17 protein-coding genes are annotated in these 17,987 nt (G+C 65.0%); 7 read left to right on the top strand and 10 right to left on the bottom strand.

Annotation, left to right across the window (positions count from 1 at the left end; all coding sequences use genetic code 11):
• The first annotated feature begins 129 nt into the window (after positions 1 to 129).
• The 6 genes from F4U94_RS06345 (at position 130) to F4U94_RS06320 (ending at position 6,817) form a co-directional block, all read left to right on the top strand.
• The gene (locus tag F4U94_RS06345; protein ID WP_120252092.1) at positions 130 to 552 is read left to right on the top strand and encodes an iron-sulfur cluster assembly scaffold protein; all 423 of its coding nucleotides are present in this window, start codon (positions 130 to 132) and stop codon (positions 550 to 552) included.
• Positions 552 to 2,351 carry a cation:proton antiporter domain-containing protein gene (locus F4U94_RS06340; protein WP_120250413.1) on the top strand — a complete coding sequence of 600 codons (1,800 nt, stop codon included), beginning with the start codon at positions 552 to 554 and terminating at the stop codon, positions 2,349 to 2,351. Before F4U94_RS06345 ends, F4U94_RS06340 begins: the two co-directional genes overlap by 1 nt.
• A complete protein-coding gene (locus tag F4U94_RS06335; RefSeq protein ID WP_120250414.1) occupies positions 2,348 to 2,674 on the top strand; it encodes a DUF423 domain-containing protein in 327 nt (108 codons plus the stop codon). Before F4U94_RS06340 ends, F4U94_RS06335 begins: the two co-directional genes overlap by 4 nt.
• Positions 2,675 to 2,738: 64 nt before the next feature.
• On the top strand, positions 2,739 to 3,206 hold the full coding sequence (locus F4U94_RS06330) for a Fur family transcriptional regulator (protein WP_120250415.1): 468 nt from the start codon (positions 2,739 to 2,741) through the stop codon (positions 3,204 to 3,206).
• Between the two features lie 78 nt (positions 3,207 to 3,284).
• Entirely contained in the window at positions 3,285 to 5,201 is a 1,917-nt protein-coding gene (gene dxs, locus F4U94_RS06325; RefSeq protein WP_197716442.1) for a 1-deoxy-D-xylulose-5-phosphate synthase, read from the top strand.
• 119 nt (positions 5,202 to 5,320) lie between these two features.
• The gene (locus F4U94_RS06320; protein ID WP_232015998.1) at positions 5,321 to 6,817 is read left to right on the top strand and encodes a DUF4403 family protein; all 1,497 of its coding nucleotides are present in this window, start codon (positions 5,321 to 5,323) and stop codon (positions 6,815 to 6,817) included.
• On the opposite strand, the gene F4U94_RS06315 is transcribed toward F4U94_RS06320, so the two are convergent.
• From F4U94_RS06315 to gpmA, 8 genes are all read right to left on the bottom strand, one after another.
• Positions 6,818 to 7,231, bottom strand: a complete 414-nt coding sequence (locus F4U94_RS06315; protein ID WP_120250417.1) for a DUF3035 domain-containing protein — start codon at positions 7,229 to 7,231, stop codon at positions 6,818 to 6,820.
• The gene (lspA, locus tag F4U94_RS06310) at positions 7,231 to 7,740 is read right to left on the bottom strand and encodes a signal peptidase II (protein ID WP_120250418.1); all 510 of its coding nucleotides are present in this window, start codon (positions 7,738 to 7,740) and stop codon (positions 7,231 to 7,233) included. Before lspA ends, F4U94_RS06315 begins: the two co-directional genes overlap by 1 nt.
• Positions 7,737 to 10,607 (bottom strand): isoleucine--tRNA ligase, encoded by a 2,871-nt coding sequence (gene ileS / locus F4U94_RS06305; RefSeq protein ID WP_120250419.1) that lies wholly within the window; start codon positions 10,605 to 10,607, stop codon positions 7,737 to 7,739. Before ileS ends, lspA begins: the two co-directional genes overlap by 4 nt.
• A gap of 136 nt (positions 10,608 to 10,743) precedes the next feature.
• Positions 10,744 to 11,670, bottom strand: a complete 927-nt coding sequence (locus F4U94_RS06300; RefSeq protein WP_120250420.1) for a bifunctional riboflavin kinase/FAD synthetase — start codon at positions 11,668 to 11,670, stop codon at positions 10,744 to 10,746.
• A gap of 61 nt (positions 11,671 to 11,731) precedes the next feature.
• Positions 11,732 to 12,220 carry a dihydrofolate reductase gene (locus F4U94_RS06295; protein ID WP_120250421.1) on the bottom strand — a complete coding sequence of 163 codons (489 nt, stop codon included), beginning with the start codon at positions 12,218 to 12,220 and terminating at the stop codon, positions 11,732 to 11,734.
• Between the two features lie 64 nt (positions 12,221 to 12,284).
• A complete protein-coding gene (locus tag F4U94_RS06290) occupies positions 12,285 to 13,355 on the bottom strand; it encodes a 5-(carboxyamino)imidazole ribonucleotide synthase (RefSeq protein ID WP_120250422.1) in 1,071 nt (356 codons plus the stop codon).
• 15 nt (positions 13,356 to 13,370) lie between these two features.
• Positions 13,371 to 13,859, bottom strand: coding sequence for a 5-(carboxyamino)imidazole ribonucleotide mutase (purE, locus tag F4U94_RS06285; RefSeq protein WP_120250423.1), 489 nt, complete (start codon positions 13,857 to 13,859; stop codon positions 13,371 to 13,373).
• Positions 13,860 to 14,066: 207 nt separating this feature from the next.
• A complete protein-coding gene (gpmA, locus tag F4U94_RS06280) occupies positions 14,067 to 14,753 on the bottom strand; it encodes a 2,3-diphosphoglycerate-dependent phosphoglycerate mutase (RefSeq protein WP_120250424.1) in 687 nt (228 codons plus the stop codon).
• Positions 14,754 to 14,909: 156 nt separating this feature from the next.
• Here gpmA and sppA point away from each other — a divergent pair, with 156 nt between their 5' ends.
• On the top strand, positions 14,910 to 16,796 hold the full coding sequence (gene sppA, locus F4U94_RS06275; RefSeq protein WP_120250425.1) for a signal peptide peptidase SppA: 1,887 nt from the start codon (positions 14,910 to 14,912) through the stop codon (positions 16,794 to 16,796).
• A gap of 57 nt (positions 16,797 to 16,853) precedes the next feature.
• On the opposite strand, the gene F4U94_RS06270 is transcribed toward sppA, so the two are convergent.
• Together F4U94_RS06270 and F4U94_RS06265 are read right to left on the bottom strand one after the other, a co-directional pair.
• Positions 16,854 to 17,114: a helix-turn-helix domain-containing protein gene (locus F4U94_RS06270; RefSeq protein WP_120250426.1), complete on the bottom strand. Its 261-nt coding sequence runs from the start codon at positions 17,112 to 17,114 to the stop codon at positions 16,854 to 16,856.
• A gap of 137 nt (positions 17,115 to 17,251) precedes the next feature.
• The gene (locus F4U94_RS06265) at positions 17,252 to 17,896 is read right to left on the bottom strand and encodes a trimeric intracellular cation channel family protein (protein WP_120250427.1); all 645 of its coding nucleotides are present in this window, start codon (positions 17,894 to 17,896) and stop codon (positions 17,252 to 17,254) included.
• Between the last annotated feature and the right edge of the window lie 91 nt (positions 17,897 to 17,987).

The following is a 17,987-nucleotide window of genomic DNA, read 5'->3' as shown; positions in this document are numbered from 1 at the left end:
GGCCTTCGCCGGGGAACGCCTATATCGGTCCGCGCTATTACAGGCCAGAAAGTGGACCGATGCCGTCTATTTTCTCACATCGTCATTCGCCGCCTTCACCCCGCCTCCATCCTGCCCTACATGGTCGGCATGAACGCCCCCCTCTATAACAAGGACATATTGCGGCTCGCGGCCAGCATCCCGCATCACCAGCGTCTGCCCGACCCGCAGGCCAGCGTGGAGAAGCGATCCCCCACCTGCGGATCGCGGGTGACGGCGGATGTGCAGATGACAGGCGGCCGCCTGTCCGACATGGGGCTGGACGTAAAGGCCTGCGCGCTCGGACAAGCATCGGCGGCCCTGATGGCCGGCCATGCGATCGGCCTGACAGCAGACGAACTGGCCGACGCCCGCGACAAGCTCGCCGCCTATCTGGCGGGGACGAGCGAAGATCTCGACTTCTGGCCCGGCCTTGCCGTGCTGGCCCCGGCGCGCGGCTATCCCGCCCGTCACGCCTCGATCCGCCTCGGCTTCGAAGCCATTGCCGACGCCGCCCGGCAGGCAGACGCCTGATGGAGGCCCATGCTCCCATCAGCGCCACCGACGTGCTGCTCTCCGAAGGCGTCATCCTGCTTGGCGCCGCCGTCCTCTTCGTCATGCTCTTCCGCCGTTTCGGCCTGGGCGCGGTCCTTGGCTATCTCGTCGCCGGCGCGCTGGTCGGGCCGCAGGGCCTTGGCCTTGTCGGCGGCGCGGAATCGAAGCTCGCCATCGCCGAAATCGGCATCGTCCTGCTGCTGTTCCTCGTCGGCCTGGAACTCCACCCTTCGCGCCTCTGGCGCCTGAAGCGCGACATTTTCGCGCTCGGCCTGGCGCAGGTGGTGCTGTGCGGCTGCGTCCTGACCGCCGTCATCTTCTATTCGACCGGCTTCAGCTGGGGCGCGGCGATCGCGCTCGGCCTGCCACTGGCCCTCTCCTCCACCGCGCAGGTGTTGCCGGGCCTCAAATCCAGCGGCCGCATCAACTCGCCCTTTGGTGAGAAGGTCTTTTCGATCCTGTTGTTCCAGGATCTCTCGATCGTCCCGCTCATCACCATCGTCGCCGCTCTTTCGCGCAATCCCGCCGATGCCGGCGGCCCGCCCGGATGGATGATGGCCGCCTATACCGTCGCCGCCATCGCCGGCCTCGTCCTGGCCGGCCGCTTCATCCTACGCCCACTGCTCGGCCTCGTCGGCCGCATGGGCGAGCGTGAATTGTTCGTCGCCGTCGGCCTCTTCACCGTGCTGGCCGCCGCCGCGCTGATGCACAGCCTGCACCTCTCGACCGCGCTCGGCGCCTTCGTTGCGGGCGTCATGCTCGCCGATTCGCCCTACCGGCATGAGATCGAAGCCGACGTCGAGCCTTTCCGCTCGATCCTGCTCGGCCTCTTCTTCCTGGCCGTGGGCATGGTGCTGGACCTGCGTACGGTCGCCGCCAATCCCCTGTTCGTCCTGTCCATGGCCGCGATCCTCGTCGCGACCAAGGCGGCGATCATCACAGGCCTTGCCCGCCTGTTCGGCATGGCCTGGCAACAGGCGCTTGGCGCGGGCCTGCTGCTCAGCCAGGGCGGCGAATTCGGCTTCGTCCTTTTCGCCCAGGCGCAGAACGCCCTGCTGATCGCGCCGCAGGCCGCCAGCCTGTTCAGCGCCATCGTCACCTTCTCCATGGCGACGACGCCTTTCCTGATGCTGTTCGCCCGCCGCTTCGAATTCGCCAAGCCCAAGGATCATGACGACCTACCGGGGCCGGAGGATGCCCCGCGCGGCTCCGCCATCATCGTGGGCTATGGCCGTTTCGGTCAGACCGTGGCGCAGATGTTGATGGGCCATGGCTTCAGCGTCACCCTGATCGACAAGAAGCCTGCCCAGATCGAGGTGTCGAGCCGCTTCGACATGAAGGTCTATTATGGCGACGGCACCCGCATGGACCTGCTCCACCGCGCCGGCGCCGAAGAGGCCCGCCTGATCGCCTTCTGCATCGACGATCCCGCCCTCGATTCGCGCGCGCTCCAGCCGATCGCGGAGGCCTTCCCACAGGCGGCGCTCATGGTCCGCGTCTTCGACCGGCGGCAATTGCTGGAATTGCACGACATGAACCTCGCCGGCACCGTCCGCGAAGTCTATGAATCGGCCATCTGCATGGGCGTGCAGGCGATGCAGGCGCTGGGCGTCCCCGACGGAGAGGTCGAGGAGGTCGAGCGTCAATATCGCGCCAATGATGCCCAACGGCTCGCGCTCCAGACCGAACATGGCAATCTGCTCGCGGCCAAGGACTTGATGTATCGGCCGGGCAAGGGCATGCGCCTGCTCAGCAGAGGGGATGGAGAAGAAGCATGATCGCGATACTGGCTTGCCTGTCGGCGGCGCTGGCCATCGGCGCCGGCGCATTTGGCGCCCATGGCGTCGCCGATCCCAAAGCGGCCGAATGGCTGCGCACCGGCGGCCTTTATCAGCTGATCCATGCCGTTACGGCGTTGGCGATCACCGGCGTCACGCGCGGCGCGGCGGCCTTGCTGCTCGCCGGCGCCGCCATCTTCGCGATCAGCCTCTATGTCATGGCACTGGGCGGTCCCAAATGGCTGGGCGCTATCACCCCGATCGGCGGCACGCTGATGATCGCAGGCTGGCTCTGGGCCGCCTGGACCTTCGCCCAGCGCTGAGCCTTTGCGCGCCGCCTTCGCCCCTGCCCTTGCTCCTGGGCGCCCTCCAGCCTAGATTGACGCCATGGCCGACCACCATCATCATCATCACGAACCGACCGGCACCAACCTCGCCGACGCCGCCCGCACCACATTGGAGGCGCAGGATGAGCAATGGACGCCGATGCGCGCCGCCATCTTCGACGCGCTCGCGGCTGAGGAACGCCCGGCATCGGCCTATGACATCGCCGATACCGTGTCGAAGGCGCGCGGCAAGCGGGTCGCGCCCAACAGCGTGTACCGCATCCTCGACCTGTTCGTGACCAACAACATCGCCATGCGTGTCGAAAGCGCCAACGCCTATATCGCCAACGCGCATCCGGGCTGTCATCATGACTGCATCTTCCTGGTGTGCCGCAACTGCAAGCAGGCCACCCATGTCGATGACGACAAGGTGACGAACCAGGTGCGGGCCGTCGCGAAGCATGAAGGCTTCAATCCCGAACGGCCGGTGATAGAAATTCTGGGCCTTTGCGCGAAATGCGCAGCCTGATGGGGCATTGCCCCTACCCATCGAACGGCCTAGCGGCCTTTGCTTTGATCCGGAACGGCGCTAGGGCCTCGGGAGTCTATGTCTTTCATGAATGATCGCCCGCAAACCCCGCTCCTCGACCAGGTCATATGGCCGTCGGACCTGCGCACCCTGAAGCCCGAACAGCTGCGCCAGCTGGCGGACGAGCTGCGGCAGGAAGTGATCGCCGCCGTCGGCGTGACCGGCGGCCATCTGGGTTCGGGTCTGGGCGTGGTCGAACTGACCACGGCCATCCATTATGTGTTCGACACGCCGCAGGACAAGCTGGTGTGGGACGTCGGCCATCAATGCTATCCGCACAAGATATTGACCGGGCGGCGCGACCGCATCCGCACGCTGCGCATGGGTGGCGGCCTGTCCGGCTTCACCAAGCGGGCCGAGAGCGAGTACGACCCGTTCGGCGCGGCGCACAGCTCCACCTCCATCAGTGCGGCGCTGGGCTTTGCCGTCGCCAACAAGATGCAGGATCGTCCGGGCAAGGGCATCGCCGTCATAGGTGACGGTGCCATGTCGGCGGGCATGGCCTATGAGGCGATGAACAATGCCCGCGCGGCCGGCAATCGCCTGGTCGTGATCCTGAACGACAATGACATGTCGATCGCGCCGCCGGTTGGTGGCCTGTCCGCCTATCTCGCCCGCCTCGTCTCCAGCCGCGAATTTCTCGGCCTGCGCGACCTTGCAAAGCGCCTCGCCCGCAAACTGCCCCGCCCGCTCCACAATGCCGCCCGCAAGACGGACGAATTCGCGCGCGGCATGGCCATGGGCGGCACCCTGTTCGAGGAACTGGGCTTCTATTATGTCGGCCCGGTCGACGGTCATAATCTGGACCAATTGATCCCGGTCCTCGAAAATGTCCGCGATGCCGCCGAAGGGCCGTGCCTCGTCCATGTCGTCACGCAAAAGGGCAAGGGCTATGGTCCGGCCGAAGCGGCCGCCGACAAATATCATGGCGTCCAGAAATTCGACGTCATCACCGGTACGCAGGCAAAGGCCCCGCCCGGACCGCCCAGCTACACCAATGTCTTCGCCCAGGCGCTGATCGCAGAGGCGCAGCGCGACCCCAAGGTATGCGCCATCACGGCCGCCATGCCGTCGGGCACCGGCCTCGACAAGTTCGAACTCGCCTTCCCGGACCGCACCTTCGACGTCGGCATCGCGGAACAGCATGCCGTCACCTTCGCGGCCGGCCTAGCGGCGGAGGGGATGCGTCCCTTCTGCGCCATCTACTCGACCTTCCTGCAACGCGCCTATGATCAGGTCGTGCATGATGTCGCGATCCAGAATCTGCCCGTCCGCTTCGCCATCGATCGCGCCGGCCTGGTCGGCGCCGATGGGTCCACCCATGCCGGCAGCTTCGACGTAACCTATCTCGCCACCCTGCCTAACATGGTGGTGATGGCGGCGGCGGACGAAGCGGAACTGGTCCATATGGTCCACACCTGCGCCGTGCATGACAGCGGCCCGATCGCCGTGCGCTACCCGCGCGGCAACGGCACCGGCGTCGACATGCCGACCGTCCCCGAAGCGCTACCGATCGGCAAGGGCCGCACGTTGCGCGAAGGGCGTCAGGTCGCCATCCTCTCGCTCGGCACCCGCCTTGAAGAAGCGCTCAAGGCCGCCGAAGTGCTGGAGGCCAAGGGCCTTACCACCACCGTCGCCGACCTGCGCTTCGCCAAGCCGCTGGACGAAGCGTTGATCCGCAAGCTGCTGACCAGCCACGACGTCGCCGTCACGATCGAGGAAGGCGCGATCGGCGGCCTTGGCGCTCATGTGCTGACGCTGGCCAGCGACCTCGGCCTGATCGACAACGGCCTGAAGCTGCGCACCATGCGCCTGCCCGACATTTTCCAGGATCAGGACAAGCCCGAAAAACAATATGCCGATGCCCGGCTGGACGCCGACGCCATCGTCGACACGGTCCTGACCGCGCTTCGTCACAACAGTGTCGGCACGTAAGCGCGGGCCTGACGGGGCCTTGGCACCGTTCAGGAACCAAATTCCCTTCGCAAGCGTAATGGATCAACCGTGCCGTCATCAGGTTGAACGGCACGGACCATTAGGAGCGGAGGGAGCGGTTGGCGGCGCATCATCAGGCGACATTGCGGGCTTTGCATAAAACCACGCCTGTCCTTCTTACGCTCATTCTCTGCGCCGCATGCCAGCAAAAACCCGCTGACGTCGCGCCGCCCCGCGCAACCGATCCGGTGCCGGCGCCGCAGGAAAAATCTCTGATCGCGGTGCCGGTCGATGCCGACGCCAGCGCCCTGCGCGAAGCGATCGAGCAGGCGGTGCCGCGCATATTGTGGACCATCAACCGCCGCGAGCCGCGCTGCGTCGCCCCGCAAAAGGTCAGGATATTCGGCAGCGCGGTGAAGGTCACGCCGCCCATCGGCTGCACCATCGTCGGCACCGTCACGCGCGGCGCGGTCAGCCTGCGCGGCGAAGGGCGGGATATTATCGCCGACCTCCCCATCCATGCCAGCATCAGCGCGCGCGACGTGGGCGGCGTGCTGAAAGGGGAAACCGCCACCGGATCGGCCATGGTACAGGCCCGCATCACCGTCGATCTGGCGCGCGACTGGACGCCCAAGGGACGGGTGCGGCTCCATTATGACTGGACCACGCCGCCGGGCATCGATTTCCTGGGCCAGCGCATCCGCTTCACCGACGAAGCCGATCAGAAGTTGCGCCCCATCGTCGCCAAGCTGGAACGCGACCTCCCACGCGAACTGAGCAAGATGAACCTGCGCGGCGAGGCGGAAAAACTATGGCGTCAGGCCTTCGCCACGCTGGCGCTGAACAAGGAGAACCCGCCGGTCTGGATGCGCGTCAGCCCGCAGAAGATCTTCTACAATGGCTATACGATGCGCGGCCGCACCATCCGGCTGGATCTGGGCATGGAAGCGATTACGGAAACTTTCGTCGGCGATCGCCCGGCCGCGCCCAAGCCGACGGCCCTGCCCCCGCTCGAGCAGGCGCCGGCGCGCAACCGCCTGTCCTTCTACCTGCCGGTGACGGCCGATTATCGTCAGTTGCAACCCGTCATTCAGCGCGCCTTGTCGAAACGCGCGTCTCGGCCCTTCGCCCTGCCGGGGATCGGCCCGGTGTCGGCGCGCTTTTCCAATGTGACCTGTTATGGGGGGACCGGTGGACGCATTGCCGTGGGCGTCGATATCGCCGCGCGGCCCGTCGATTCACAGAAGGAGGTTCATGGCCGCATCTGGCTGGCGGCGCGCCCGGTCAATGCGGCCAACTCCGCCCGCGTGGGCTTCGTCGATCCGGTCATCACCGGCAATAGCGATGGGCTGAGCGGCGAGATATTGTTGGCGATCGGGCAAAGTCCCGGCTTCTCCAACCTGATCGCCAGCGCGCTGGGCCAGAATTTCGCCAGGGATATAGAGGAACTGAAAGGCAAGATCGGCCGCGCGATCGCCGAGAAACGGGAAGGCGACTTCGTCATCCACGCCCATGCCGACCGGTTCGACATCGGCCAGATCCATGCCTATGGTCAGGGTCTGCACCTGCCCGTCCGTGCGACGGGCAAGGCACAGATCAGTTATCGGCCGCTATGATTACTGCTGCGGCGTCGCGGCGCGCGCATCCTGACCGTCGCCTTCCGGCGCGGCGATGATGTCGCGGGTGGTGGCGCCCTTGTCCACCACTTCGGTGCCCGGATCGCCAGCCGACGAACGGATGCCGGCGGCGGCATTGCCACGGCCGGCCGCGTTCAGCGTGGCGCTTTCGCTCGCGCTACGCGCGGCGGGGCCGCCGAACATGGCGTCCATCGCGGCCTTGCTCGAATCGACCGATGCGGCGGCCGGCGTACCCGGCGCCGGCGGCACCAGCGCGAAGTCGGGCGGGATCACCAGCGGAGCCTGGCGCGAGACGGCGAATTCGTCGGGGCGCTGGCGATTGAACAGCCCGCCGCCGCCGCCGCATGCGGACAGGGTGGATACCAGACCAGCGGCGAGGATCAGTTTACGCATTACTTCAAAGTCTCCGTCTTTGCGCCCTTGTCGCGCAGCAGCAACGCCCGCGCAAGCAGGATCAACACGCCGATGGTGATAGCGGCGTCCGCCAGGTTGAAAATCAGGAAAGGCCGCCACTCGCCGAAATGCAGGTCCGCATAATCGACGACATAGCCCAGCCGCATCCGGTCCACGATATTGCCGATCGCCCCACCCAGCACCAGGCCGAGCGCCGCGACATCCTGCCGCGCCTTTTCACGCCACATCCACACGCCCACGAACCCGGCGATCAGGATGGTCATGCCCACCAGCGCCCAGCGCATCACGTCCGTGTCTGCGTGAAAGAAGCCCATGGAAACGCCGCGATTTTCCAGCCAGCGCAAACGGAAGAAAGGCAATATATCAATGCCCTCCAACCGGCTTTGCAGAGCCAGTGGATAGGTCACGCTATATTTGACCAACTGATCCAGCGCCAGCGTCACGATCGCGACGGTCAGGCCCAGCGGACGATGATTGACGGCACTCATGCCTTCAACACCTCGTCACACCGGTCGCACAGCGTACCGTCCTCGGTCACTTCGGGCAGCTTGCGCCAGCAGCGACCGCATTTATGCCATTCGCTCGGCGTCACGACGATGCCGTCGCCTTCGCCCATGGTCACGCGCGCTACGATCGCCACTTCGGCAAAATCGACGTCGCCCACCGGCAGCAATTCGCCCATGGTGACGTCCGCGTCCAGGCTGGACCGCACGATCTTCTCACGGCGCAGCGGCTCGATCGCCTCGTTTACCTGCTCGCGCTGGTTGCGCAGCTCCGTCCATTTGTCGTCCAGACCGCCGTTGATCCAGTGCGTGTCGATCTCCGGCCATTCCAGGAAATGGACGCTCTCTTCCTCATTGGGGAAGCGGCTCTGCCACACTTCTTCCGCCGTGAAGGGGATGATCGGCGCCACATAGCGCACCAGCGCATGGAACAGCGTGTCCAGCAGCGTGCGATAGGCCCGCCGCTTGGGGTCCGACTTCGCATCGCAATAGAGGCAATCCTTGCGAATATCGAAGAAGAAGGCGCTAAGGTCGCTATTGGCGAAATCGAAGATCGCGCGGGTATAGCGGCTGAACTCCAGCCAATTCTCGCTCTTCGTCGCCTTGTCCACGACGGCGCGCAGCTCTGCGTCCAGCTGCGCCAGACGATGGAGCATATAGCGCTCCAGCTCCGGCATGTCGGCATAGCTGACCGCTTCGCTTTCCTCATCATAGTCGGAAAGAGCGCCCAGCATGTAGCGGAACGTATTACGCAATTTGCGATAGGCGTCGGACGAACCGGCCAGCACTTCCTTGCCGATGCGCACGTCGTCGAAATAGTCGGTGCTTGCGACCCAGACGCGCAAGATGTCCGCGCCGCTCTCCGCCATGATCTTGAGCGGATCGACGACATTGCCGAGGCTCTTGGACATTTTCTTGCCCGTGCCGTCCAGCGCGAAGCCATGGGTCAGCACCGCCTTATAGGGCGCCTGACCGCGGGTGCCGCAGCTTTCCAGCAGCGAGGACTGGAACCAGCCGCGATGCTGATCCGACCCCTCGATATAGAGGTCGGCGCGCGTCCCCTCGCCATAACGCCCTTCGACCACGAAGCTGTGCGTCGAGCCGCTGTCGAACCATACGTCCAGAATGTCGTTCACGACCTCATAGTCGTTGAGATCATAATCGGGGCCGAGCAGCGCCTGATGATCGGCGCCGAACCATGCGTCCGCACCCGCGCCCTTGAACGCGTCGATGATGCGGGCATTGACCGCCGGATCGACCAGATATTGGCCGCTCTTGCGATGGACATAGAGGGCGATCGGCACGCCCCAGGCGCGCTGGCGGCTGATGACCCAGTCCGGGCGCCCTTCCACCATCGAGCGAATGCGGTTGGTCGAGCGCTCCGGCACCCAGCGGGTATGTTCGATCGCATCGACAGCGATTTCGCGCAGCGTGGGGCCATTGCCGCTGACAACAGCAGTCGGCATCACGCCGCCATCGACGTCCGCGACGCCGCCTTCCTGCGGCTTGTCCATCGGGATGAACCATTGCGGGGTGCAGCGATAGATGATCCGCGCCTTCGACCGCCAGCTATGCGGATAGCTGTGGCGGAAGTCGCTGGCCGACAGCAACGCGCCGACTGCGCGCAGGTCGGTGCAGATCGGGCCTTCGGCGCCGTTGAACTTGGTGTTGATTACGCTGCCCTGCCCCGGCAGCCAGTCCCAATCGTCGCGATAGAAGCCCGCATCGTTCACGGCAAAGACCGGGTCGATGCCCAGCTTCTTGCAGGCGATGAAATCCTCCTCGCCATGGTCGGGCGCCATATGGACGAGGCCGGTACCCGCATCGGTGGTAACATGATCGGCCGGCAGCAGTGGACGCGGCTTGGCAAAGAAGCCGCCCAGCGCGTGCATCGGATGACGGGCGATGGCGCCGGCCAGATCAGTGCCACCAATCACTACAGGATCGCCATTGGCACTAGTGACCTGCCACAATTTGAGGCCAGCTTCAGCCGCCACTTCAAACCGGGTTGCAAATGCGGTGAACAAAAGCGCGGCAATAACATAATTGCGTTGCCCATCAGTCACGAGCAAATATTCGATGCCCTCCCCATAAGCGATCGCCTGGTTAACAGGGATCGTCCAGGGCGTCGTGGTCCAGATTACCGCATGCGCGCCGACCAGTTCGGGCGCGTTCGGCGCTTCGACGATCTCGAACGCCACGTCGATCTGCGTCGACGTCACATCCTCATATTCGACCTCGGCTTCGGCCAGCGCGGTCTTTTCCACCGGGGACCACATCACTGGCTTGGCGCCGCGATAGAGCTGGCCGCTTTCCGCGAACTTCAGCAATTCGCCCACGATCGTCGCTTCGGCATCGAACTTCATGGTCAGGTACGGATCGGCCCAATCGCCCATCACGCCCAGACGCTTGAACTGCTCCTTCTGCACGTCCACCCATTTATCGGCATAGGCGCGGCACTGGGCGCGGAATTCGGCGGCGGGCACCTCATCCTTGTTCAGCTTCTTCTTGCGATATTCCTCTTCGATCTTCCATTCGATCGGCAGGCCGTGGCAATCCCAGCCGGGCACATAAGGCGCATCCTTGCCCAGCAGCGACTGGCTGCGGACGATGATGTCCTTCAAGACCTTGTTCATCGCATGGCCCATATGGATGTCGCCATTGGCATAGGGCGGGCCGTCATGCAGGATGAAGCGTTCGCGCCCGGCGCGCTTTTCGCGCAGCTTGCCGTAGAGGTCCATCGCGGCCCACTTCGCGGCGATCGCCGGTTCCTTCTGCGCAAGGCCCGCCTTCATCGGAAAGTCGGTGACGGGCAGGAAGACGGTGGACTTGTAATCGGGCTGGTCGGTCATGGGCGCGCTTATACTAGATCCGTTCGGTTCGAGCAGCTTCGAGCGAAGCCGAGAAGCGTCCGTCGAGAACGGGGCTTCAAGATCAGTTCTCGACAAGCTCGAACCGAACGGATGTTGGATCAATCAGGGCCGTGCCTTAAGCGAGCCGGGGCGTTCCCGCAAGGATTTGCCGCGCGTCGGCACAGTCCACCGCAATCTGTGCGATCAACGGATCCAGCCCGTCATATTTCGCCTCCGGCCGCAGATAGTGGATCAGCTGCACCTCGATCGCCAATTCATACAGGCTTTCGGCAAAATCGAAGAAATGCGGCTCCAGCAATTCCTTGGGCGGATCGAAGCTGGGCCGGATGCCCAGATTGGCCGCGCCGTCCAGCACCCGCCCGTCGGGCAGCAACCCGCGCACCGCATAAATGCCATAGGCGGGCCGCAAATAAGGGCCCATGTCGATATTGGCCGTTGGAAATCCGATCGTCCGCCCCAGCTTGTCGCCATGCTGGACGATGCCCTTCACCGCGAAAGGCCGGGTGAGCAGCCGCGTCGCGGTGGCGCAATCGCCTTCTTGCAAGGCGGTGCGGATACGGCTGGACGAAATCACGCCCTCCGCGTCCGTCACCGGCGCGACCGCTTCGGCCGACAGGCCCAGTTCGGCAAAGCTGGCGATGGTGCCGCTGCGCGCCCGGCCGAAGGTGAAATCCTCACCCGTCACCACTGCGCTGACGCCCAGTTGATCGGTCAGCAACCGGACATAGGCAGCGGGATCGAGCGCGGCCAATGCCGCGGTAAAATCGAACACCAGCATCGCGTCCGCCCCCGCGCGGGCGAACAGCGCCTCCCGCTGGTCCAGCGTGGTCAGACGGAAACTGGGCGTATCGGGCTCGAACAGCCGCATCGGATGCGGATCGAAGGTCGCGACGATCGCCGGCCGTCCCTCGGCCCGCGCACGCGCGATGGCGCGTCCGACCACCGCCTGATGACCGGCATGAAAGCCATCGAAATTACCGAGCGCCATGACGCTCCCACGCAAATGCGCGGGGATCGGGGCGCTGCTAGAAAGCCGCTCCATGGCGCGGCCTATAGGGGGGCGGACAGGGCGTGGCAATGGATGCGATGCCCTAGCCCCATCGTCATCGCCGCACGAACGTCACGAAACTATAGGCCGGTCGCCCATCCACCGCCGGATGGTCCACCCGCGCGCTTTCCCGCCAGTCCGCCGGATCGGGATAGGCGATGCTCGCATCCCCCTCCGCGTCCATATGCACCTCGGTCAATTCGATCCGATCCGCGCGATTCAGAAACAGCCGATATATCTCCGCCCCCCCGATCACCATCATGGTCGGCCCATCGGCCAGCGCGATCGCCGCATCGACATCATGCGCCACCTCCGCCCCTGCCGCGCGCCAGTTCCGGTCGCGGGTCAGCACGATATGGCGGCGATCGGGCAGCAAGCCCGGCAGGCTGTCGAACGTCTTGCGCCCCATCAGCATCGGATGACCCAGCGTCACCGCCTTGAAATGCTTCAAATCCGCCGGCAAGCGCCAGGGCAGGTCACCATCCTTGCCGATTACGCCATTATCGGCGCGGGCAAGAACCAGGGTTATTTTGGCGCGGCTCATTCTTCCCAACCCTTCGTCATCTCCGCGAAGGCGGGAATGACAAAAGGTGCAGAAAAGGCAGTACTCACAGGCTCAACCGCGTCACATGCCCCATCTTGCGACCGGGCCGCGCTTCATGCTTGCCATATAGATGCAGATGGTTCGCCGGATCGCTCAAGATCGCCGGCCATTCATGCGCGTCGTCGCCGATCAGGTTGCGCATCTCCACGCCCCTCGCCGCCAGCGCCGTGTCGCCCAGCGGCAGGCCGCAAATGGCGCGGACATGGTTTTCGAACTGGCTCGTCACCGCGCCCTCGATCGTCCAGTGGCCGCTATTATGCACGCGCGGCGCCATTTCGTTGAACACTGGCCCATCGGCACTGGCGAAAAATTCGCAGGTCAACACGCCGACATAGTCCAGCGCATCGGCGATCTGCTTGGCCATGGCGCGCGCCTGCCCCACCTGCCCCTCGATCAGCGCCCCCGCCGGCACGGTCGACGTCGCCAATATGCCATCGACATGCACATTTGCCGCCGAATCCCAAAAGCGCACTTCGCCGTCAGCCCCGCGCACCAGGATCACGGAAAATTCCTGATCGAACGTCACGAACCCTTCCAGGATCGCGCTCTGCCGGCCGATGGCGTTCCACGCCCCCACCGCGTCGCCCGGCTCCGACAGGCGCGCCTGCCCCTTGCCGTCATAGCCCATGCGGTTGGTCTTCAGGATGGCGCGGCTGCCCACCTGCTCGATCGCGCTTTCCAGATCGTCCAGGCTTTCCACCGGCGCGAACGGCGCGGTCAGGCCGCCCAGATCGCAGACGAAACGCTTCTCCGCCAGCCGATCCTGCGCCACACGCAGCGCCTGTGCGCCCGGGCGCACCAGCCCGTGGGAGGCCAGTACCTCGACAGCGGACGGGTCGATATTCTCGAATTCATAGGTAACGACATCGACGCCATCGGCAAAGGCGGCCAGCGCAACCGCATCTTCATAGGCGCCCCGCGTCCAGAGCGGCGACACGTCGGCGGCCGGGCCGCTGTCTTCCGGCGCGAAGATGCTGGTGCGATAGCCCAGCTGCGCCGCCGCCATGGCGATCATCCGGCCAAGCTGGCCGCCGCCGAGAATACCGATGGTCGAACCGGGCGCGATGGTCGTCATGTCTCTCTAATTCTATCAGTCTTCGACGGTTTCGGCGACGGCATCGGTCTGGCGCTTGCGCCAGGCGTCCAACCGGTCGGCCAGTTCAGGATCGTTGGTGGCCAGGATCGCGGCGGCCAGCAGGCCCGCATTGATCGCGCCGGGCTTGCCGATCGCCAGCGTGGCGACGGGAATACCGCCCGGCATCTGGACGATGGACAGCAGCGAATCCATGCCCTTCAGCGCCTTGGATTCGACCGGCACGCCCAGCACCGGCAGGCGGGTCATGGACGCCGCCATGCCCGGCAGATGCGCCGCGCCGCCGGCACCGGCGATGATGACTTTCAGTCCGCGATCCACCGCGCCGGTGGCATAATCATAGAGGCGCTGCGGCGTGCGATGGGCCGACACGACCTTGCATTCATGGGCGACGCCCAGCGCTTCGAGCGTCTCGGCGGCATGGCGCATCGTGTCCCAATCGGACCGCGACCCCATGATGATGCCGACTGTCACTGCCCCGCTCATAGCCTATTCCCCTGACAGGGCGGCCTTGGCACCCGCCCGGAAAGCCAAGCCCCTTAGCGGCCGGGCCGCCAGGGGGCAATCACGCATTGCGTATAAATGCACATCCACCGTTCAGTTCGAGCGTGTCGAGAACCATGGCTGAAACAATGTTCTCAGCGTAGGCTTCTCGACCAAGCGCGAAACTGCTCGAACCGAACGGCGCTGTCTCTAGCGCTCCGACAGATAATAGCGCTCGATCGCACTCAGATCGTCCGCCAACTCATAGACGATCGGCTGACCGGTCGGGATTTCCAGTTCGGTGATTTCATCGTCGGGAATGTTCGACAGATGCTTCACCAGCGCGCGCAGCGAATTGCCATGGGCGGAAATGACGACGCGCTTGCCGGCCTTCAGGTCGGGCGCGATGGTCGATTCCCAATAGGGCAGCACGCGCGCGATGGTGTCCTTCAGGGACTCGGTCGACGGGATGGGGATGCCGGCATAGCGGCGGTCGGCCGCCAGATCGAATTCGCTGCCCGCTTCCAGCACCGGCGGCGGAATGTCGAAGCTGCGGCGCCAGATCTTGACCTGCGCGTCGCCATGCTTGGCCGCCGTCTCCGCCTTGTTGAGGCCCGTCAGGCCGCCATAATGACGCTCGTTCAGGCGCCAGTCCTTCTCGACCGGCAGCCACAGACGGCCCATTTCTTCCAGCACCAAATTCAGCGTCTTGATCGCGCGACTCTGGACCGACGTATAGCACTGGTCGAAATCCAGCCCCTTTTCCTTCAGCAGGCGCCCGGCCGCGCGCGCTTCCTCGACACCCTTTTCGGTCACATCGACGTCCCACCATCCGGTGAAGCGGTTTTCCAGATTCCAGGTCGACTGGCCATGGCGGATAAGGACGAGAGTGGGCATAGGGCGCGTCTCCTGCACGATAACGGCGAATGATGCGTTTCCCATAACGCCCTAAATCATGCGCGCAAGCCTTGCGAGCGGTCGCGCGACGCCCACATTGCAGTCGATCCGCCGATGCGATAGCCACGGACGGACCAACGAAAAGGAAGCAGCAACTTGGCATTTGTGAAGGGCGCCTGGCGCATATTGGTCGCGATCAAGGACGGCCTCGTCCTCCTCTTCCTGCTGCTCTTCTTCGGCGCGCTCTATGCCGCCCTCTCCTTCTCGCCCAAGCCGGGCAAGGCCGTGTCGTCGGGTGCGCTGCTGCTCGACCTCGATGGCAGCATCGTGGAGCAACCCGCCGAAACCAGCACCATGGCCCTGCTCAGCGGCTCCGGTTCGGAAGCGAAGGAATATCGCCTGTCCGACATCGTCGCCGCACTCGACGCGGCAAAGAGCGATGCCAAGGTCAAGGCCGTGGTCCTCAACCTCGACGGTTTCGTCGGCGGCGGTCAGGTGGCGATGAGCCGCGTCGGCAAGGCGCTGGACGCCGTGCGCGCCGCGAAAAAGCCGGTGCTGGCCTATGCCACCCTGTATAGCGACGACGGCTATCAACTGGCCGCCCATGCCAGCGAAGTGTGGAGCGACCCGCTGGGCGGCGTCGCCATCCTCGGCCGGGGCGGCTCCAATCTCTATTATAAGGGGCTGATCGACAAATTGGGCGTCAACACCCATGTCTACCGCGTCGGCACCTACAAGAGCTTCGTCGAACCCTTCACCCGCACCGAACAATCGCCCGAAGCCAAGCAGGCCAATCAGGCGCTGGCAGGCGCCCTGTGGCAAAGCTGGCAGGATGACGTGACGAAGGCCCGGCCCAAGGCGAAGATCGCGGCCTATGCCGCTGATCCCGCCGCCGCCGCCCGCGCCACCAATGGCGACATCGCCAAAGCCGCGCTCGCCGCCGGCCTGCTCGACAAGCTGGGCGACCAGTCCGCCTTCGGCGCGCGCGTCGCGCAGATCGCCGGCGAAGCGTCGGATAACAACAAGGCGGGCAATTTCGCCACCATCGACCTGGCTTCCTATGTGAAAGCGCGCAAACCCGCCAATGACGGGCAGATCGGCGTGCTGACGGTGGCGGGCGACATCGTCGATGGCGAAGCCGGTCCCGGCACGGCAGCTGGTGACACGATTTCCGACCTGCTGCTGACCGCGTTGGACGAGAAGAGCCTCAAGGCTCTCGTCGTCCGCGTCGATTCGCCGGGCGGGTCGGTCATGGCGTCGGAGAAGATTCGCGGCGCCATCCTGCAAGCCAAGTCCGCCGGACTGCCCGTGGTCGTCTCCATGGCCAATGTCGCGGCCAGCGGCGGCTATTGGGTATCGACGCCGGGCGATGTCATCTTCGCCGAGCCGGACACGATCACCGGCTCGATCGGCGTCTTCGGCATCATCCCCAGTTTCGAGGGCACGCTGGCGAAGATGGGCATCACCACCGACGGTGTGCGCACCACGCCACTGTCCGGCCAGCCCGACGTCACCGGCGGCACCACGCCGGAATTCGACCAGATCATGCAATTGGGGGTCGAGGATATATACCGCCGCTTCGTCGGCCTCGTCGCCCAATCGCGCAAGAAATCGCCCGAAGCGATCGACGCAATAGCGCAGGGTCGCGTCTGGGACGGCGGCACCGCCCGCCAGATCGGCCTGGTCGACCGCTTCGGCGGTCTGGAAGACGCCATCGCCGAAGCCGCCCGCCGCGCGAAGCTCGATCCGGCCAAGGCTAAAGCCTATTATATCGAGAAGCAGCCCGACAAGTTCGCCGAATTCGTCCAGTCGCTCGCCGACCGCGAACAGGGCAGCGCCACCGCGCCCCGCGACATGCTGGCGCGACAGGCATGGCTGCAACGCGGCTGGGCGATGCAGGCGGTGTCCGACGTCAAGGCGCTGGTGATGGGCGCGGGCGTGCGGGCCGATTGCCTCGAATGTCGCGGCTATGGCGCACCCAAACCGCGGAGCGCTGCGGAAGAACGCGGCATGCTGGCGATGCTGGCGGGCCTGTGGCGCTAAACTAGAAACAGACGCTGCCCTCACGTTCATCGGAGGGGCAGCGTTACGCGCGCTGCGTCACTCTATGAAGGGTGAGCCCGCGCGCAACGATGCGGCAATCTGTGCCTCAGCCGTGGTCGCTTCGGCGATCAGCAGGCGCAAGGCCTTTGCCGTATCTTCCAGAAGCCCATCGCTGATCGGGCGCTCCCCATTGATAAAGCGGCGGATGGCCCGCTCATCTATCCCAAGGCGCCGCGAAAAAGCGGTGGTGCCACCGAAAAGCTGAACGCAAAAAGCAAAATGTTCGCTTCGCTCGTCGGTCGAAATTGGCGCGGCCATGATTGTCCCTTTCATTCGTTATCGGCGCTCTAGGCTATCACGCGCATTAGGCAAGATCGGGCGTTTAGCGGCTGCCCTCTCCCGTGAAGACGGGAGAGGGGTAAGAAGCTATCCGTCCGCTTCCACCCAATTCAACCCTAATCCCCCTCTCCCCGATACACTGGCAGCCCCAACCCGCGCCAGATTGCCATCGCGCGCAGCCCGAACCCCAGCAGCGCTGCGATGACCCCCGCGACCGGCACGTCCAGCCCGACCCAGCGCAGCGCCACGAACAACCCCGACGCAAATGCCGCCGCCGTCACATAAAGTTCCGGCCGCAACAGGATGGACGGCTCCCCCGCCAGCAAATCGCGCATGATGCCGCCGACGCAGCCGGTGACGACCCCCATCATCCCCGCGACGAAGGGCGGTACGCCGAAACTCATCGCCTTGGCCGCGCCGAACACGGCGAAGGCGGCGAGGCCAATCGCATCGAGCCAATCCAGCGCCCGGTCGCTCCACCAGCGGCGCGGCGTGAACCACACAACCAAAGCCGCGCCCATGCAGGCGATCGCCGGCACCGCATCCACCACCCAGAAGACCGGCGCCCCGATCAGCAGGTCGCGCACCGTGCCCCCGCCCACGCCCGTCACCAGTGCGAAGAAAGAGAAGGTCACCAAAGTCTGCCGCAGCCGCGCCGCCGCCAGCGCACCCGACGCGGCGAACACGAACGTGCCCACGATGCTCAATGTTTCGAGCACGGGACCGATGGAGGTGACGAGCAAGGGCGTGGGAGGAAGCATGATCGGACAACTTATCTTAGCGGCAATGCATGTTCCCCGGCGCAGGCCGGGGTCCAGATTCCGCGCGCAGACCTGGACCCCGGCCTGCGCC

The sequence above is a fragment of the Sphingobium limneticum genome (assembly GCF_008710155.1).
Lineage (GTDB): Bacteria > Pseudomonadota > Alphaproteobacteria > Sphingomonadales > Sphingomonadaceae > Sphingobium > Sphingobium limneticum.
The sequence above is the reverse complement of the archived record's forward strand: the minus strand, read 5'-3'. Positions and strand labels throughout refer to the sequence as shown.

What these genes read in the sequence shown, in the direction of transcription:
- F4U94_RS06345 (WP_120252092.1), top strand. Translation starts at nt 130, where the DNA reads ATGAACGCCCCCCTCTATAACAAGGACATATTGCGGCTCGCGGCCAGC.
- F4U94_RS06340 (WP_120250413.1), top strand. Translation starts at nt 552, where the DNA reads ATGGAGGCCCATGCTCCCATCAGCGCCACCGACGTGCTGCTCTCCGAA.
- F4U94_RS06335 (WP_120250414.1), top strand. Translation starts at nt 2,348, where the DNA reads ATGATCGCGATACTGGCTTGCCTGTCGGCGGCGCTGGCCATCGGCGCC.
- F4U94_RS06330 (WP_120250415.1), top strand. Translation starts at nt 2,739, where the DNA reads ATGGCCGACCACCATCATCATCATCACGAACCGACCGGCACCAACCTC.
- dxs (WP_197716442.1), top strand. Translation starts at nt 3,285, where the DNA reads ATGTCTTTCATGAATGATCGCCCGCAAACCCCGCTCCTCGACCAGGTC.
- F4U94_RS06315 (WP_120250417.1), bottom strand. Translation starts at nt 7,231, where the DNA reads ATGCGTAAACTGATCCTCGCCGCTGGTCTGGTATCCACCCTGTCCGCA.
- lspA (WP_120250418.1), bottom strand. Translation starts at nt 7,740, where the DNA reads ATGAGTGCCGTCAATCATCGTCCGCTGGGCCTGACCGTCGCGATCGTG.
- ileS (WP_120250419.1), bottom strand. Translation starts at nt 10,607, where the DNA reads ATGACCGACCAGCCCGATTACAAGTCCACCGTCTTCCTGCCCGTCACC.
- F4U94_RS06300 (WP_120250420.1), bottom strand. Translation starts at nt 11,670, where the DNA reads ATGGAGCGGCTTTCTAGCAGCGCCCCGATCCCCGCGCATTTGCGTGGG.
- F4U94_RS06295 (WP_120250421.1), bottom strand. Translation starts at nt 12,220, where the DNA reads ATGAGCCGCGCCAAAATAACCCTGGTTCTTGCCCGCGCCGATAATGGC.
- F4U94_RS06290 (WP_120250422.1), bottom strand. Translation starts at nt 13,355, where the DNA reads ATGACGACCATCGCGCCCGGTTCGACCATCGGTATTCTCGGCGGCGGC.
- purE (WP_120250423.1), bottom strand. Translation starts at nt 13,859, where the DNA reads ATGAGCGGGGCAGTGACAGTCGGCATCATCATGGGGTCGCGGTCCGAT.
- gpmA (WP_120250424.1), bottom strand. Translation starts at nt 14,753, where the DNA reads ATGCCCACTCTCGTCCTTATCCGCCATGGCCAGTCGACCTGGAATCTG.
- F4U94_RS06270 (WP_120250426.1), bottom strand. Translation starts at nt 17,114, where the DNA reads ATGGCCGCGCCAATTTCGACCGACGAGCGAAGCGAACATTTTGCTTTT.
- F4U94_RS06265 (WP_120250427.1), bottom strand. Translation starts at nt 17,896, where the DNA reads ATGCTTCCTCCCACGCCCTTGCTCGTCACCTCCATCGGTCCCGTGCTC.